At 66.9% G+C, this 15296-nt stretch carries 10 protein-coding genes and 2 pseudogenes; 4 read left to right on the top strand and 8 right to left on the bottom strand.

Annotation, left to right across the window (positions count from 1 at the left end):
• Positions 1–251 precede the first annotated feature (251 nt).
• Positions 252–2291 (top strand): M3 family metallopeptidase, encoded by a 2040-nt coding sequence (locus tag J3489_RS03650; protein ID WP_206996341.1) that lies wholly within the window; start codon positions 252–254, stop codon positions 2289–2291.
• Here J3489_RS03650 and J3489_RS03645 read toward each other — a convergent pair.
• From J3489_RS03645 to J3489_RS03635, 3 genes are all read right to left on the bottom strand, one after another.
• Positions 2288–3319, bottom strand: a complete 1032-nt coding sequence (locus J3489_RS03645; protein ID WP_206996340.1) for a VTT domain-containing protein — start codon at positions 3317–3319, stop codon at positions 2288–2290. The two genes, J3489_RS03650 and J3489_RS03645, sit on opposite strands and share 4 nt — an antisense overlap.
• Positions 3320–3334: 15 nt before the next feature.
• Entirely contained in the window at positions 3335–5377 is a 2043-nt protein-coding gene (locus J3489_RS03640) for a bifunctional DedA family/phosphatase PAP2 family protein (protein ID WP_206996339.1), read from the bottom strand.
• Positions 5378–5572: 195 nt separating this feature from the next.
• Positions 5573–6433, bottom strand: a complete 861-nt coding sequence (locus tag J3489_RS03635) for a LysR family transcriptional regulator (RefSeq protein ID WP_206996338.1) — start codon at positions 6431–6433, stop codon at positions 5573–5575.
• Positions 6434–6515: 82 nt separating this feature from the next.
• Here J3489_RS03635 and mdtD point away from each other — a divergent pair, with 82 nt between their 5' ends.
• Positions 6516–7937, top strand: coding sequence for a multidrug transporter subunit MdtD (gene mdtD, locus J3489_RS03630; RefSeq protein ID WP_309491322.1), 1422 nt, complete (start codon positions 6516–6518; stop codon positions 7935–7937).
• Between the two features lie 380 nt (positions 7938–8317).
• Here the strand turns inward: mdtD and J3489_RS03625 are convergent.
• A pseudogene (locus J3489_RS03625) lies at positions 8318–8727 on the bottom strand (cupin domain-containing protein).
• A 762-nt stretch (positions 8728–9489) separates the two neighbouring features.
• Between J3489_RS03625 and J3489_RS03620 the strand changes: the two are divergent.
• Both J3489_RS03620 and J3489_RS03615 read left to right on the top strand, forming a co-directional pair.
• Positions 9490–9963, top strand: a complete 474-nt coding sequence (locus tag J3489_RS03620; protein ID WP_206996336.1) for a YbhB/YbcL family Raf kinase inhibitor-like protein — start codon at positions 9490–9492, stop codon at positions 9961–9963.
• A 64-nt stretch (positions 9964–10027) separates the two neighbouring features.
• Positions 10028–10207, top strand: a pseudogene (locus J3489_RS03615) (GNAT family N-acetyltransferase); the annotation flags it as partial.
• A gap of 30 nt (positions 10208–10237) precedes the next feature.
• Here J3489_RS03615 and J3489_RS03610 read toward each other — a convergent pair.
• The 4 genes from J3489_RS03610 to J3489_RS03595 are packed head-to-tail and all read right to left on the bottom strand — an operon-like array spanning position 10238 to position 15193.
• The gene (locus J3489_RS03610) at positions 10238–11377 is read right to left on the bottom strand and encodes a lipocalin-like domain-containing protein (RefSeq protein ID WP_206996335.1); all 1140 of its coding nucleotides are present in this window, start codon (positions 11375–11377) and stop codon (positions 10238–10240) included.
• A 4-nt stretch (positions 11378–11381) separates the two neighbouring features.
• On the bottom strand, positions 11382–13997 hold the full coding sequence (locus tag J3489_RS03605) for an FtsX-like permease family protein (protein WP_206996334.1): 2616 nt from the start codon (positions 13995–13997) through the stop codon (positions 11382–11384).
• Between the two features lie 6 nt (positions 13998–14003).
• Positions 14004–14690, bottom strand: a complete 687-nt coding sequence (locus J3489_RS03600; protein ID WP_206996333.1) for an ABC transporter ATP-binding protein — start codon at positions 14688–14690, stop codon at positions 14004–14006.
• 26 nt (positions 14691–14716) lie between these two features.
• A complete protein-coding gene (locus J3489_RS03595; RefSeq protein ID WP_206996332.1) occupies positions 14717–15193 on the bottom strand; it encodes a ferritin-like domain-containing protein in 477 nt (158 codons plus the stop codon).
• Between the last annotated feature and the right edge of the window lie 103 nt (positions 15194–15296).

Here is a 15296-nt window from a genome sequence, read left to right as displayed (position 1 = left end):
CGGAATTGGTTGCGGTTGGTCCCGGGTTTGTTGTTCGCGCCCGCCGGTTCGTTATTTTCCTACAGATCGAACCGCAATTGAGCGTGCAGTGCGTTTTAAAAGTGCGTGAGATTCCCCGCTTGGCGCAGGCGCCAAGCGGGGCTCCCGTTCCGTCGCTGGAACGATCCTTCGAGAAGGCGCACCTGCTGCAGCGCGCGCCCTGGCATATCATGTCCGCTTCCCGAAGCTGACCGCCCACAAGGCAGATCGACATGAACGAGCCCGGCAACCCGCTGCTGCAAGACTGGCAAACCCCTTACCAGTTGCCGCCGTTTGCGCAAATCCAACCCGAACACTTCATTCCCGCCTTCACGACGCTGTTCGCCGAGCATCTCGCCGAAATCGATGCATTGGCAACCCATTCCGCCCCGCCCACGTTCGACAACACGGTTGCCGCGTTCGACGCCGCCGGCGTTCGCCTCCAGCGCGTGCAACTGGTCTTCGAAAACCTCTGCTCGTCGGAGGCGCCGCCCGAGCTGCAGGCGGTCGAGCGCGAAATGGCGCCGCTCCTGGCGGCGCATGCGAGCAAGGTGTCGATGCACGCCGCCTTCTTTGCGAGGCTCGACGAGGTCCGCCGACAAGCCGCCGAGCTGCCGTTGAGCGAAGAGCAGCAACGCTTGCTGGCACGCTTGCATACCGATTTCGTGCGTACGGGCGCGACGCTGAAAGGCGCCGCACGCGAGCGCTTTGCCGCGATCGCTGAGCGCCTGGCGAATTTGCACACGCGGTTCGCGCAAAACGTGCTCGCCGACGAATCGAGCTACCAGTTGCCGCTGAAAACCGAGGCCGACCTCGCCGGCTTGCCCGATTTTCTGCGCGAGGCCGCGAAGAGCGCCGCGCGGGAACGCGGCGTGGACGGCTGCGTGATCACGCTGTCGCGCTCGCTGGTGCTGCCGTTTCTCACGTGGTCCACGCGCCGCGATCTGCGCGAAGCGGCGTGGCGCGCCTGGACCGGCCGCGGCGAAACGCCGGAACGCGACAACCGTCCGCTCGCGCGCGAAATCCTGGCGTTGCGCCACGAACAGGCGCAATTGCTCGGCTACGACAGCTACGCCGACTATGCGCTCGTGGACCGGATGGCGGGCAAGCCGTCTGCGGTCTATGACTTGTTCCGGCAAGTGTGGGAGCCCGCCAAAGCCAGCGCGCGAGAAGAGCGCGAGGCGCTGGCCGCGCAAGCGGCGGCGCTCGGCGAGCCCACGGACATCGAACCTTGGGACTGGTACTACCTCGCCGAAAGAGTGCGCGCCGAACGCTACGCACTCGACGATGCCCAAGTGAAGCCCTATTTCAGCCTGGACGCGATGATCGGCGCGATGTTCGATTGCGCGGGCCGCTTGTTCGGCGTGCAGTTCGTCGAGCAAACCGGCGTGCCGCTGTATCACCCGGATGTGCGCTTGTGGGAAGTGCGCCGCGGCGGCGAGCGGGTGGGCATCTTCCTCGGCGACAACTTTGCGCGGCCCAACAAGCAGGGCGGCGCGTGGATGAGCGTCTACCGCAACCAGTCGAAGAACGGCGGCAAGTCGATTCCGGTCGTGGTGAACAACAACAATTTCGCGCGCGGCGGCGACGGCCCGACGCTCTTGAGTTTCGACGATGTGCGCACGCTGTTCCATGAGTTCGGCCATGGCTTGCACGGCTTGTTGTCCGACGTGACTTACGGGCGTCTGTCCGGCACGCAGGTGCCGCGCGACTATGTCGAGTTGCCTTCGCAACTGATGGAGAATTGGGCCACGGTTGCGGAGGTGCTCGCCAAGCACGCGCGTCACGTGAGCACGGGCGAGCCGATTCCTGCCGCGCTGATCGAGCGCATCCGCGCGTCGCAGACGTTCAACCAGGGGTTCGAAACGGTCGCGTATACGTCGTCGGCGCTGATCGATATGGCGCTGCATTTGCAGGAGAATCCCGCCGGTATCGATATCGCGGCTTTCGAAGCGGAAGAGCGTGAGCGTCTCGGCGTGCCGCGCGAAGTGGGCATGCGTCACCGCTTGCCGCATTTCGGGCATGTGTTCAGCGGCTCGTACTATGCGGCGGGCTACTACGTCTACATGTGGGCGGAAGTGCTGGAGGCCGAGGCGTTCGACGCGTTCGAGGAAGCCGGCAACGCGTTCGATGCGGTGCTGGCGGAGAAGCTGCATCGCTACATCTACAGCGCGGGCGACAGCCGCGAGGAACGCGCCGCGTTTCGCGCGTTCCGAGGCCGCGATCCGCAAGCGGCGCCGATGTTGCGCAAGCGGGGGTTGCTGGCGGCTTAAGTGCGCGGCCGCTTGGGCGCGACGCATCGCACGGTCAGCGGCGTGTGCTCGGGCGGCGTATCCGGCGATTCGACGCCATGCATGTCGACGTGAGGCGACGTGTTGATCGGATAGCCGCGCCGCCTCCACGCATCGAGATCGCCCTTGACGGTACGGATGCGCGTGAAGCCTTTCTCGCGCATTTTTCGGCCGATTTCATCCGCGCTGGCGGGGTCCGGGCAGACGCAGTAGACGACGGCATCGTCAGCGAGAAGCGCCTCGTCCACGTTCTCCGCGCAGGTCAGATCGAGCGGCCGGGCGCGCGCAATGCAATGCGCCGCGTGGCTGCGAATCGGCTCCGGGCGCGCATCGAGGACGATCGGCGACGGCGTGGCGTGCAGCCACGGCGTCTCCATGGCATGCGCCGTGCGCCGCATGCGGACCAGCAGCCGGCGCAGGCGCCACCGTTGCACCAGGCGCAGCGCGAAGTATCCGGCGACGATGGCGGCGAGCACGTCGATGAACGTGGCGTTGTGCGCTCTGACGACGCTCAGCAACACGTGCAATTCCTTTTGCACCAGCACGCCGCCGAGCAGCCAGAACCCGGCCCATGCGGTGGCGCTTACCACGTCCCAGGCCATGTAGATGCGCGTATCGACACGCGTCGTGCCCATCAGCGGCGGGGTAATGAACGCGAGGCCGGGCACGAACTTGGACACGGCCGTGATCGACACGCCGAAGCGCTCGAACATCGAGCGCGCCGTCCGTACGGTGATCTCGATGTACGGAGACAGCCGCGCGAGTGCGTCGAACACGCGCTCGCCGTAGCGGCGTCCCGCCGCGAACCACACGCCGTCGCCCGCGAGCGCACCGCACACCGCGCCGAGCAGCACGGGCCAGAACGACAGCGTGTCGTTCGCGATTGCCGTGCCCGCGAGCACCAATATCGGCACGGCCGGGACCGGGACGCCGAGCCGCGTCAACAGCACGTTCAGAAAGACGGCACCGGCGCCCCAGGTTGCAATCGCCGCAGGAGGAATTGGGTGCATTGGCTTCGTTTCCCGTTACTTCTTGTTTGCCGCGGCAGCCTGCTGCCGTGGGTCCGACGATAACAAATTGACGGGCATGCCGTCGCAGCCCGTGCCTCTCGCTACTTCGAGTTCGCGCCATGCGGCCGGCTTGCCTGGGTCCGCGATGAGACGGCCCACGCGCTTGTCGGGGCGCAGGATATTGAACGGCCACGACGGCCGCAGCAAGCGCTCGTGAACGAGCGAGCCGAGCCAGATCGGCGCCGGCGGTTCGCCGTCGCGCCGGTCGACGGCATAACCGGTCGCCCAGAAGCGCAGCACGTCGCGTTCGTCGCGCATGTCGCGCGAACGCGTGAAGACGAGCGTCGACGGTTCGCCGTTGTTGAGCTTCGGCAGCGCCGGCAAGTCCGTCGCCGAGACGTCGGGCGACACGAGCGAGAGCAGGCTGCGCGTCGTCAGACGCGGGCCTTGGATCCATCCCCGGCTTTCCAATTGGGCTTCGAGCTGCTGCGGATCGGCCGCCCATTGCACGGTCATGGGCTCGCGCCGGTCGCCGATCATGTCGGAGCGATAGCACGGAAAGATCTTCCAGACCGAGTCGGCCCACTTCGCTTCGCTGACCGCGATGGGCGCGCTTGGCGGCGCTTCGGACGCGGCGTTGCTCGACACGCTGCTGCCCGCCTGCCACGCGACGCTCGCGCCGATCATCACGAGAAATACGGCGGGCATGTGCGGCCGGCTCGGCGGCGGATCGGGATGCTTCCAGACGCTGAACAGCCCGGCGATGGCGACCCAGATGGCCGCGAAGGCCGCGCCGCCCAGCGCGTCCGACAGCGCAAACCGGCCGAGGTAGAGGCCCGCGAACGCGACGGCGACGATGATGCCGGTCGCGACCGCGGCCACCGCCATGCCCTGGATGCGGCCGACGCGGCGCGTGAGCAGGAACGCGAGAAAGCCGTAGATCGTGACCGTGGCGGCGACGTGATTGCTCGGGAACGAGTAGATGTCGGAACCCGCGTGCCCGGGCGCCGCGCGCAGCACGCTCAACTGGATCACGAGGATCAGCATCTGCGAGAAAACCACGGCGGTCAGCCAGTAGGCGATGGTGCGCCAGCGGCGCTCATAGGCCATCAGCAGCGTGGCGGTCGCGACGAGCGCCGCGAGTGTCGGCACGGTGCCGAGCGTGGCGAGCACGGAGAACACGGCATCGGCCCACGGCGAGCGGATCGATTGCAGATAGCGGTAAGCGGAGAGGTCGACTTGAACGAGCGGCGCGCCGCTCACCACGCCGGCGAACACGCCGAAGAAAATCGCCGCCGCCAGCACGACGAGCACCGTGAGCGCGACGAGCGAACCCATGACCGGCCGGGCGGGGTCGAACATCCGCATGACGAGGCCGCCAACCTTGCCTTCGTGATTGCGTGCCCAACGCTTCAGGGCATCGCGCGATGAATTCGCCCAGTTGCGCGCGTGGTCGAGCACGACGCGCACCGCGCGGACGCTGACCCACAACGCCGCGGCGAGAATCGCTATGACGGTCACGAGACGGAAGGAAACCGCGCCCGCGAGCACCAGCGACGCCCCGAACACGACGCCCGGCAGGATGTGTGCGAGCGCCCATAGCAGCGCCGACAGGACATTCATCGTGTAAAAGCGCGCCGGGGTCATGCCCAGCATGCCCGCGACGACCGGCACGATGGCCCGCAGCGGGGCGAAGAAGCGCGCGGTCACGACGCTCAGGACGCCGTGCTTCGCGAAGTACTGGCGGCCGCCTTCGAGGAGGTTCGGATGCGTGCTGAACGGCCGGCGGCACGCGATGGAGTCCCGGTAGCGATGGCCGATCCAATAGCTGATGCCGTCCCCGCAAACGGCGCCGGCGACCGCGCTCGTGAAGAGCCAGCCCAGATTCAGCGCGCCCGTGCCGACGAGCGCGCCCGCGACGAACAGGATCGTGCTGCCGGGAATGAAGGTGCCGATGACGGCGACCGCTTCGAGAAACGCCGCGAGGAAGACGACGGTCAGCGCCCAGCCTGCGTGCTCCGCGAGCGCGTGCAAGAGTTGAGCGTACGCATGCTCCATCTGGGTCTCCGGCGGATACGCAACGCTCGGTCGGGTGGGGCGGGATGCAGGGCCTGCGATTCGCGTGAACAAGCCCTATGGCGCCGGCGATGCGCCCGAGGCCGCGGCCGGCTGGTGACGTTACTTTAATACAGCGCTGCCAGGCCCGCCCGGCGGCGCCCGCGCGGCCTCGCGCCGTGCGGATTGCGTCGCGCGCTACTCGCCCACCCAATCCCCGCGCAGATCGCTTTCCTGCAGCAACTGCAGCAGCGTGCCTGCCGGGCGGCTGAGCCGCTTGGCCGCGAGGCAGATGAATTCGACGTCGGGCAGCGGCGGCAGGCTCGCGATGTTCAAGGGCGGCGTCAAACCGCGCGCGGCCAGGTATTGCGAGCGCACCGTGACGCCGAGCCCGCCGCGCGCGGCGGCGACGCACCCCGCGTAGCTGGTGCTCGTGCACACCACTTGCCAGCGCACGCCTTTTTCCGCGAGCGCATCGAGCACAGCGGCGCGCGTGACGCTCGGCTCGGCGACGAGAATGAGCGGCAGCGGCTGCGTGAGATCGACGAGCGTGCCCGTCTTCGCGAGCCACTCCAGCCGCGACGTGAAAAGCGGCACGCCGCGCCGGCCGCCGACGCGCCGCTTGCCGACCATCAGGTCGATCGAGCCCGCATCGAGCAGCTCGTAGAGCTTGCCTGTCATCGCGATCGTGATTTCGAGCTCGACATCGGGGTGCGCGTCGCGAAACGCCGCCAGCACGGCGGGCAGGGGACCTAAGGCGACATCGTCCGACGAGCCGAGCCTCACGCGGCCCTTCAGCCGCGGCCCGCGGAACTGCGACTCGGCGCGCGCCATCGCCTGCAGGATCACGCTCGCGTGGGCGAGCATCGCTTCGCCGTCGGGCGTCATGGCGAGCGAATGGGTGTCGCGCACGAAGAGCCGCCGCCCGATGCTGCCTTCGAGCCGCCGGATGTGGTCGCTCACGCTCGGTTGCGTGAGGCCGAGCTGCCGCCCGGCCTCGGTGAAGCTGTGACAGGCCGCCACGGTCGCGAACGTCTTGAGCCAGATGGGATTGAGCATGCGCCATTGTCATCGGCAAATCCGATGACAGTCAACGACGCCAGTGGGGTTCCCGATTGACCAAGTTGTCAATAACATTACGGTGGCTGAAAGAACCAACGCCATGAACAAGGATTCCTCACAAACCGCGCTGCTTTGGATCGTCGCCACGGGCTTCTTCATGCAGGCCCTCGACACGACGATCGTCAATACCGCGCTTCCCTCCATCGCGCAAAGCCTGCACGAATCGCCGCTGGCGATGCAGCCGATCGTCGTCGCCTACACCCTCACGATGGCGCTGCTGACGCCCGCATCAGGCTGGCTCGCTGACCGCTTCGGCACGCGCCGCGTCTACTTCGCCGCCATCCTCATCTTCGTGCTCGGTTCGATCTGCTGCTCGAGCGCGCATTCGCTGAACCAGCTCGTGATCGCGCGCGTGCTGCAAGGCATCGGCGGCTCGATGCTGCTGCCGATCGGGCGGCTGGCGGTGCTGCGCAGCGTGACGAGCGAACAGTACGTGTCGGCGCTCGCGTTCGTTTCGATTGCGGGGCAGGTGGGGCCGATCGTCGGCCCGACGCTCGGCGGCTGGTTCGCGCAGGCGATTTCGTGGCACTGGATCTTCCTCATCAACGTGCCGATCGGCGCGATCGGGCTGGCCGCCGTGCATCGCTATTTGCCTCGCGACACGTCGGGCACGGCGCCGCCTTTCGATATCGTCGGCTGCGCGCTGCTTTCGCTCGCGATGATCGCGCTCTCGCTCGCCACGGATGCGCCGGTGCAGACGCATCGTGCGGCGTGGTCCGCAGGGCTCTTCGCGATCGGCTTGATTGCCGCGCTCGCGTACATCCCCTACGCGCAGCGCCGGCGGAATCCGCTCTTCCGGCTCGCGCTCTTTCGCGAACCGAATTTCAGCGTGGGCCTGATCGGCAATCTCGTGTGCCGCATCGGGTCGAGCGCGGTGCCGTTCCTGCTGCCGCTCCTGATGCAGTTGCAGCTCGGTTTCACGCCGCTGCATTCGGGCTTGATGATGCTGCCCGCCGCGCTGGCGGGCACCGTCGCCAAGCGCTGGATCGCGCCGCTCATTCAACGCTATGGGTACGACACGTTTTTGCTCGTCAACACGCTGATCGTCGGTGCGGCCATCGTGGCGTTCGCGCTGATCTCGAAGGGCACGCCGCTCGCGGTGGAAATCGCCGTGCTCGCCGTGTTCGGCGCCGCGAACTCGATGCAGTTCGCGGCGATGAACAGCGTCACGCTCAAGGGCCTTTCGCATGCGGATGCGGGCAGCGGCAACAGCCTGTTCTCGATGGTGCAGATGCTCGCGATGGGGCTTGGCGTGTCGATCGGCGGCGGGCTCGTGAACGTGTTCTCCGCGCAATGGGGCTCCGCCGCGATAGGGTTCCGGCTCAGCTTCGTTTGCGTCGGCGTGATCACGCTGTTGTCGGCGCTGGTGTTCCGGCGGCTCGATAACGAGCCGGCACCCGCGCAAGTCATGCGCCGCACGGCACAGGGCGCGGGGCGCTGATCGGGCGAGCGTCGGCCGCCTGCCGCTTCGGCTAGCTGCTGGACGCGCAGAAAAAAATCGAGGGATGACCGGGATTCGAAAAAATCCGCCACATTTCGATTTAAGGCATTGAAATTGTTGGGGATTCGCTAACTGCCGGCAAACAATGGCGCTTACAGCAGCTCATGCTGTTGAGCTAGACGCGCAGCTTCGTTGATCCGGGTTGTGCCTATGGGGCGCCGCCCTTTGCTTCGAGGGCACGGATTGCAGTTCCATCGATAGCGCCGCAGGCGCAATACGGTGAAAGAACGACACCATATAAGCCACGGTCGTAAGCCAGAATGCCGTCCATTGCGCAAGCCGAAGTCGTCGTCGTTCTTCCTCATGCATAGGAAGGCCCATCATTCCGAGATGGCGTTTGATGCTGCCGCCACCACGTGATCTTTCGCGTAGTAGTGAATCTCCAACAGCATGCAGCCGTTTTCGGACTTGAACGGACCATGAAATGCGCCAGGTGGCCGGCACGCGTAGGTATTTTCGCCAAATGGCGTTCCGCCGTTCCCCTTTGCGTCGTTCCCGACAGTGAGGTCGCCCTGCATGAGATAGACCTCTTCCCAATAGTCGTGTACGAACGGCGCGGTCGTATAGACGCCAGGGGCAAAGCGAAGCAATCGGGTTCGGCTTCCCGTAGCCGTTTTTGGTGAGAGTGAGCCACAAAGAACCTTCTCTTCGATTCCTTCCGGATAGCCCGGTGGGCACTCCAGCCTTCGTTCAAATCCAGCGAGAAAAATTCAAGGTGTGGCTTTAGCATCATCTTCTCCTATCAGAGCACTTTGGTCTGGTGTGTGAATTGATAAAGCATACTAAATAATTCTGTGTAAATCACCAGGTCGATTTGCCATTGACATGGCGCGCGTGCGGATGGTAGGCAATCTGAAATTTTTCAATAGGATAACAAATCATGTTTAGTCGAGGGGAATGCGGAAATTCGGTGCATCTTCTTCGCGCGACGCTTCGGAGTAAGCTTCGGCTCGTCGTCGGCAGCGTGTCACCGCTTTGCGAAACGCGTCGCGACCAAATCGTCACGCCATCATCATTCTGGTGCCTATAATCATCTGGACGCCGAAGTTTATGCTGCCGCTGCTATTTCCCGACGCCGCGTCATTGACCGCGCTACGCGCGCGGTGCTCTCAACTGGCTCGGGGACTATCCGCTGGATCTTCAAGGCCCCGTTCCACCGCTCGATCCGATCATCGATTTCGCTTTCAAATCAGCAGCGTAGGTCGAGATTTGGCGGGTATTGAACGAATCCCGGCCGTCCTTCTAATCGGCAGAGCGCGTCATGCGGCCGCCGCGTACGGCTCGCATCGCGCCGTTGAAATTGGCGTGAACGTGGTCTAATTATTGGGCATGTCCGCCGGAGGCTCGCAAGCTCCGAACACGCGGACGCGTTCCGACCCTCATCCATTTCTGCGGTTTGCCCGAAACCATGCGCCGTTACATTGCCGTCTTGCTGCCTACGCTGGTCTGCCTTGCTGCACCGGCGTTCAACGCTTCCGGCGAGGAGTCCGCGATGTCCTTGACCTTGACTTCTCAAGCCTTCCAACCGGGGGGCGAAATCCCCACGCGTCACACTTGCCAGGGCGCCGACGTGTCGCCGCCGCTTGCGTGGTCCGGCGTGCCGGCCAACGCGAAGAGCCTCGCGCTGATCGTCGACGACCCCGACGCGCCTGACCCGGCAGCGCCCAAGGTGGTCTGGGTGCATTGGGTGCTCTACAACGTTCCGGCGAGCGCGAGCGGGCTGCCGGAAGGCGCTGGCGGCGGGGCGTTGCCGGCCGGCGCGCTGCAGGGCGCCAACGATTGGCAGCGCGCCCAATACAACGGGCCGTGTCCGCCGATTGGCCGACACCGCTATTTCGTCAAGCTCTATGCGCTCGATACCGTGCTGCCCGACCTCGGCAAGCCCAACAAAGCCGCGTTGGAAAAGGCGATGAAGGGGCACATCCTCGCGCATGGCGAATTGGTCGGCACGTATCAAAAGCACTGAACGAAGACACCGGGACGAACCGTGGATGAAAGCGGCGGCTTCATCGTGCGCGCCATGTCGGCCGGCGAGCACGCCCGGCGAGGTCATCGTGCTCGACGTGCCGGAGACGAACCCGGCTGCGGTCGCGCTGGCGGAAAGACACGGCATGACGAGCGTCTTCGAAACCGCGCGCATGTTCACGAAGGACGCGCCCGCGATTGCCGTCGATCGCGTGTTTGGGGTGACGTCGTTCGAGCTGGGGTGATGGAGTGGATTCCGCGTCGACAAGCCGATCCTAGAGCTCGAGGCGCTGAACATACCCCGTCAGTTCGAGATAGCCGCGTCCGAGCGGCTTCACCGTGCTTGCGGCGCCTGCTGCGTCCGTCGTGGCAGCCCCCGCCCGAAACGCCGTCACCGCCCCTTCCCAATACACCGCGCCGGTGCTCGCGCGGCTGTCGAACTCCTGATCGTCCATCAGCGGCACGAGCGTGAGATGGACGTCCTGCGCATCGACGCGCATCGCCACCGGATAGTGCGCGCCGGTATGCGGCGAGCGCCACCGGCGCAGCGGCGTGAAGCTCACGCTATCGGGCGATAGCGCATGCGTGCTGCCGTCGGCGGCGCGCAAGGTGCCGCCTGCCCAAAACTTGCGGCCCGCCTTGTCGCGGATCTGAAAGGCCATCAGCGCGCCGCCGTCGTCGAGATCGATGCCGATCCAGTCCCAGCCGACCGCTTCGTCGGCAAGCGGCGCCGACGACCATTCGTGATCGAGCCACGCTTGCCCGCGCACGTGCGCTTGATTGCCGGGCGAATTGCCGTCGCGCTTGAGTACGCCATCGACTTGCAGCCATGGCTCGCTGTAGTAGTAACTCGCCTCGCCGGGCCGCGGGCCTTTGCGGCTGTAGCCGCCGGCGCCGTTGACGAGCACCGGTTGCGTCGGCTGCAGCGTGAACGCGAACGCGAAGCGGGGCGTGGCGACGTTCAGGCGATAGCGGCCGTCCGCGTTGCGTTCGAGCGACCAGTCGTCGATATGGACAGCGGTGTCCGTTTCGCTCGCTTGCGCTAAGCCGAAACCGCGCCGCGCCGCGCGCTGGTCGTGCTGCAGGCTGCCCGCGCGCGGGTCGCTTAGCGCGACATTGGCGAACAGCAATTGACTCGGCGCAAAGCGGCTGGGGTTCGCGTCGTCGAGGGCGGGGCGCGAGCGGAAGAAGGTCGCTTCGAAGCCGAGCGATGCTCCCGCGGTGCCTCCTGCATCCGTTTGCAGCCAGCCGGTCACGTACCACCATTCGGTGCGATAGCTCGAATGCGCGCCGTAGTCGCGCGGGAACACCAACGGCCGTCCGCTCGCGACAGCGGGAAAGTCCGGCATGCGCGCCCATGCGGGACGCACTGACAGCGTCGCCAACGGCAATAACAGGAACGTGCGCCGTTTCATCACGTCACCAGTCGTCGCGTACCGCGCGCACCGCATCCACCGACATCGCCGCGCGCGAACTCAACAGCGCCGTCAGCGCAGCGGCGGCGACGACCGCCGACGCCAGCGCCGCCAGCAACCCCCACGGCATATGCACGCTCATTGTCCAGTGGAACGACTGCGGATTGACCACATGCACGAGCACCATCGCGAGGCTCGACCCGAGCGTCAAACCGGCCAGCACGCCGAGCAGCGCGACGAGTGCGCCTTCCATCGCCAGCATGATGCCGATCTGACGCCGCATCACGCCGAGGTGCCGCAGCATGCCGAATTCGCGCGTGCGGGCGAGCGCTTGCGCGCCGAAGCTCGCGCCGATCCCGAACAGGCCCATGATCACGGCGACGGCTTCCAGCAGATACGTCACGGCGAAGCTGCGGTCGAAAATCCGGAGGCTCGCCGCGCGGATCTCGCCGGGCTGCGCGAATTCGAGCCGCTGTCCGCCGGGCACGCTCGCACGCAAGCGCGCGATGGCTTGCGCCGGCGGCATGCCCGAGGCGAGCCATAAGGCCGCGTCGGTCACGCGCGTGTCGTGCGCGAGCCGGCGATAGTCGCTCGCGTTGATCACGATTGCGCCGAACTGCCGCGCGTAGTCGCGCCAGATGCCGGCCACCGTGAACGGCAAGCGCTGTCCCGCGAGCGGCAGCGTGATACGTTGCCCCGGCTGCATCCCGTACAAGTCGGCGACCGCCTCGCTGATCCACACGGGCGGCGGGTCGCCGTCGCGCGGCACGAGCGGCGCAGCAGCGAGCGGCAGGCGCGCGGCGGGATTGTGCGGATCGATCGGCCGCGCGAGCAGGCTGACGGGCGGCAGGCGGGCGTCGAGCGAGATCTGCGTCGCGCGCAGAAACTCGGCGCGCGCGATGCCGGGCGTAGCCGCGATGGCCGCCTGGTCGCCCGGCGACAGAAACGCGCTGTCGCCGCCCGGCGACGCGCGCAGATAGAGCGGCGCGGGCAGCAGCAGTTGCAGCCAGTCGTCGACCGCGACGCGAAAGCTCGACACCATGATCGCCATCGCCGTCATCAGGCTGAAGCTCGCGACGATGCCCGCGAGGCCGATCGTCGCGCGGCCGGGGGCGTTGGCGAGCTGCGAGAGCACGAGTTGCGGCAAGGCATGGCGCGAGCGGGGCAGCGTGGCGAACACCGCGCGCGCGACGGCCGGCATCGCGAGCACGCCGCCCAAGAGCAGCAGCGCGATCGCGAGGTAGCCGAACACCGGCAAGCCGGCCACGGGCGGCAATAGCGCCGACCCGAGCCCGGCACACAAAGCGGCGATTGCGCCGGTGACGGTTCGCTTCGTGCGCAGCCGTCCCGCAGGCGCTTCCTCGTCGCCCGCTTTCAAAGCCTGCGCGGGACGCGCCCGCGCCGCTTCGAGCGCCGGCGCGAGGCTGCCGAGCGTGGCTGCGGCGACCCCCAGCGCGAAAAAAATCGCGGCGGGAAGCGCATCGAAGTGCACGCGCGGCTGGACGCCTTCGAAATAGCCGCCGCCGAGATCGCCGCCCGCGTAGCGAAGCACGGCGGCGGCGAGCGCGAAGCCGATCGCGAGGCCCGCGGCGGCGCCGAGTGCGCCGAGCGCCGCGCCCTCCGCCACGACGAGCCGCAGCACGCCGCGCCGCGTCACGCCGATCGCGCGCAGCAGCGCGAACTGGGCGCGGCGCCGCAGTGCCGCGAGCGCTTGCATCGTGAAGACGAGAAACGCGCCCGTGAACAGCGCGACGAGCGCCAGCACGTTCAGGTTCGCGCGGTAAGCGCGCGAGAGCATCGACGTGCGGTGCGCGTTGTCGCGCGGCGTCACGGCGGCGACGCCCGCGGGCAAGAGCGGCGCGACTGAGCGCGCGAACGCGTCGGCGTCGACACCGGGCTTCAGCTTGATGTCGATGCGCTGCAGCGTGCCGAGCCGCTGCAAGCGCCACTGTGCACCGCCGATATCCATCACGCCGACGCGCACGGCTTCACCCGACGCGGGCAGCACGCCCGCGACGCGCAACGCGACCGAATCGAGCCCGACTTGCACCGTCAGCGGATCGCCGGGCTTGAGCGCGAGCCATGTCAGCGCGGCGGGCGAGAGGAACACGGTGTCGGGGGCGAGCAGATCGAGGGTGCCGGCTTTGGCTTTATCCGTTTTTTCCGCTTGATCCACGCGCCCGACGAGATTCGGCGTGACGTAGCCCGCGCGGAACACGTCGACGCCCAGCAGCTTCAGCGGCGCATCGCGGCCCGCGACGCGCGCATCGACCTCGACCACCGGGCTCGCCGCCGCCACCTCGGGCAGGCGTGCGATGCGCGGGTACAGCGCTTCGTCGAAGCCCGCGCGCGGGCCGCGCAGCTCGATATCGGCGTTGCCCATCAGCGAATTGACGGTGGCCGACAGTTCGGTGAGCGCCGCGCGATTGATCAATTGCACGGCGTAGCCCATCGCGACGCCCGCGGCGATCGCGAGGATGCCGACCAACGTGCGCAGGGGGTGTCCGCGCATTTCGCCGATGAGGAGCGCGGCGCCGAATCCGCCCGCAGGCATGCGATTGCCCGAGCGGCGCGATGACGCGAAGTCGCGCAACGAACGCACGGCGCCAGGCCAGCGCATCGCCGGCTACGCTCCGCCTGCGCTCGGCGCATACGGCTCGAGCCCTTCGGGCGTGAGCCGCAGCACGCGATCGGCGGCCGCGGCCACGGCGGCCGAGTGCGTGGCGAGCAGCACGGCCGCGCCGTTCTTTTGCGTCAGCTCGCGCAGAAGCTCGAGGATGCGCATCGCCGTGTCGTGGTCGAGATTGCCGGTGGGCTCGTCAGCCAGCACGAGACGCGGCTGATGCACGAGCGCACGCGCGATCGCCACGCGCTGCAGCTCGCCGCCCGACAATTCGCGCGGCAACGCATGCTCGCGCCCGCCGAGCCCCACCGCGAGCAGCGCGAACGACACGCGCACCTGCGCGTCTTTCGCGCGCATGCCGTTCAAGAGCAGCGGCAGCGCAATGTTTTGCGCCGCGGAGAGATTCGGCAGCACATGGAACGCCTGGAACACGAAGCCCATTTTCTGGCGGCGCTGCAGGGTCGCGGCGTCATCGTCGAGCGCGGCGAGGTCGTGTCCGTCGAAGACGATTTGGCCCGCATCCGGCCGGTCGAGTCCGGCGGCGAGATTGAGCAGCGTCGATTTGCCGACGCCGGATTCGCCCATGATCGCCACGCATTCCCCGGCCCGCAGTTCGAGATTCACGCCGCGCAGCACGTTGCGCGCTGTCTTGCCGTCGTAGTGCTTCGAGACGTTCGCGAGCGTCAGCATGATGCGTTTCTCGCGTCGGACGCCGCCTATTCGGCGAGCCCCATGCCGCGCTGCGGCGACGTCACGGTCGAGCCAGGGCGGCGCAGCATCTTGTCGACCTCGCCCGCGTGCAGCTCTTCGACGTGGATCATCTGGCGCGCGAACTCTTCGAGCGCAACGGAGCGGTTTTCCACGAGCGCGAGCAGCTCGCGGTAAAGGCCGAGCGCGAGTTGCTCGGCTTGCAGCGATTCGCGCAGGATGGACGCGATATCGAACGTGTGGGAATCGAGGAGCGGACCGATTGCGAGCGACGGATACGCGCCGAGCGTCGTGATCCATTCGCCGGCCTGCTGCGCGTGGATGAGCGATTCGTCGGCCTGTTGCCGCAGCCACGACACGATCGGAATGCGGCCGAATCCGAACACCAGGAACGAATAGTGCGTGTATCGCACTACGCCGGCCAATTCGGACTCGAGGATCTTGTTCAGCACTGCCACGACCGGTTCCTTCTCGATCTCAGCCATGTCCGCCTCCGTGTCGCCGAAAGAGATTGCAAGCGCGCTGACGATTGTTGCACTTATCGGGGTTTGCCGCTGTACGCCCTCGTCAGTCGCTGGGGGCACGCTG

The sequence above is a fragment of the Trinickia mobilis genome, assembly GCF_017315705.1.
Lineage (GTDB): Bacteria > Pseudomonadota > Gammaproteobacteria > Burkholderiales > Burkholderiaceae > Trinickia_A > Trinickia_A mobilis.
The sequence above is the reverse complement of the archived record's forward strand: the minus strand, read 5'-3'. Positions and strand labels throughout refer to the sequence as shown.

Excerpts from the sequence above, each read along its gene's own strand:
- J3489_RS03650 (WP_206996341.1), top strand. The coding sequence starts at position 252 with ATGAACGAGCCCGGCAACCCGCTGCTGCAAGACTGGCAAACCCCTTAC.
- J3489_RS03610 (WP_206996335.1), bottom strand. The coding sequence starts at position 11,377 with ATGAAACGGCGCACGTTCCTGTTATTGCCGTTGGCGACGCTGTCAGTG.
- J3489_RS03620 (WP_206996336.1), top strand. The coding sequence starts at position 9,490 with ATGTCCTTGACCTTGACTTCTCAAGCCTTCCAACCGGGGGGCGAAATC.
- J3489_RS03645 (WP_206996340.1), bottom strand. The coding sequence starts at position 3,319 with ATGCACCCAATTCCTCCTGCGGCGATTGCAACCTGGGGCGCCGGTGCC.
- J3489_RS03595 (WP_206996332.1), bottom strand. The coding sequence starts at position 15,193 with ATGGCTGAGATCGAGAAGGAACCGGTCGTGGCAGTGCTGAACAAGATC.
- J3489_RS03635 (WP_206996338.1), bottom strand. The coding sequence starts at position 6,433 with ATGCTCAATCCCATCTGGCTCAAGACGTTCGCGACCGTGGCGGCCTGT.
- J3489_RS03605 (WP_206996334.1), bottom strand. The coding sequence starts at position 13,997 with ATGCGCTGGCCTGGCGCCGTGCGTTCGTTGCGCGACTTCGCGTCATCG.
- J3489_RS03640 (WP_206996339.1), bottom strand. The coding sequence starts at position 5,377 with ATGGAGCATGCGTACGCTCAACTCTTGCACGCGCTCGCGGAGCACGCA.
- J3489_RS03600 (WP_206996333.1), bottom strand. The coding sequence starts at position 14,690 with ATGCTGACGCTCGCGAACGTCTCGAAGCACTACGACGGCAAGACAGCG.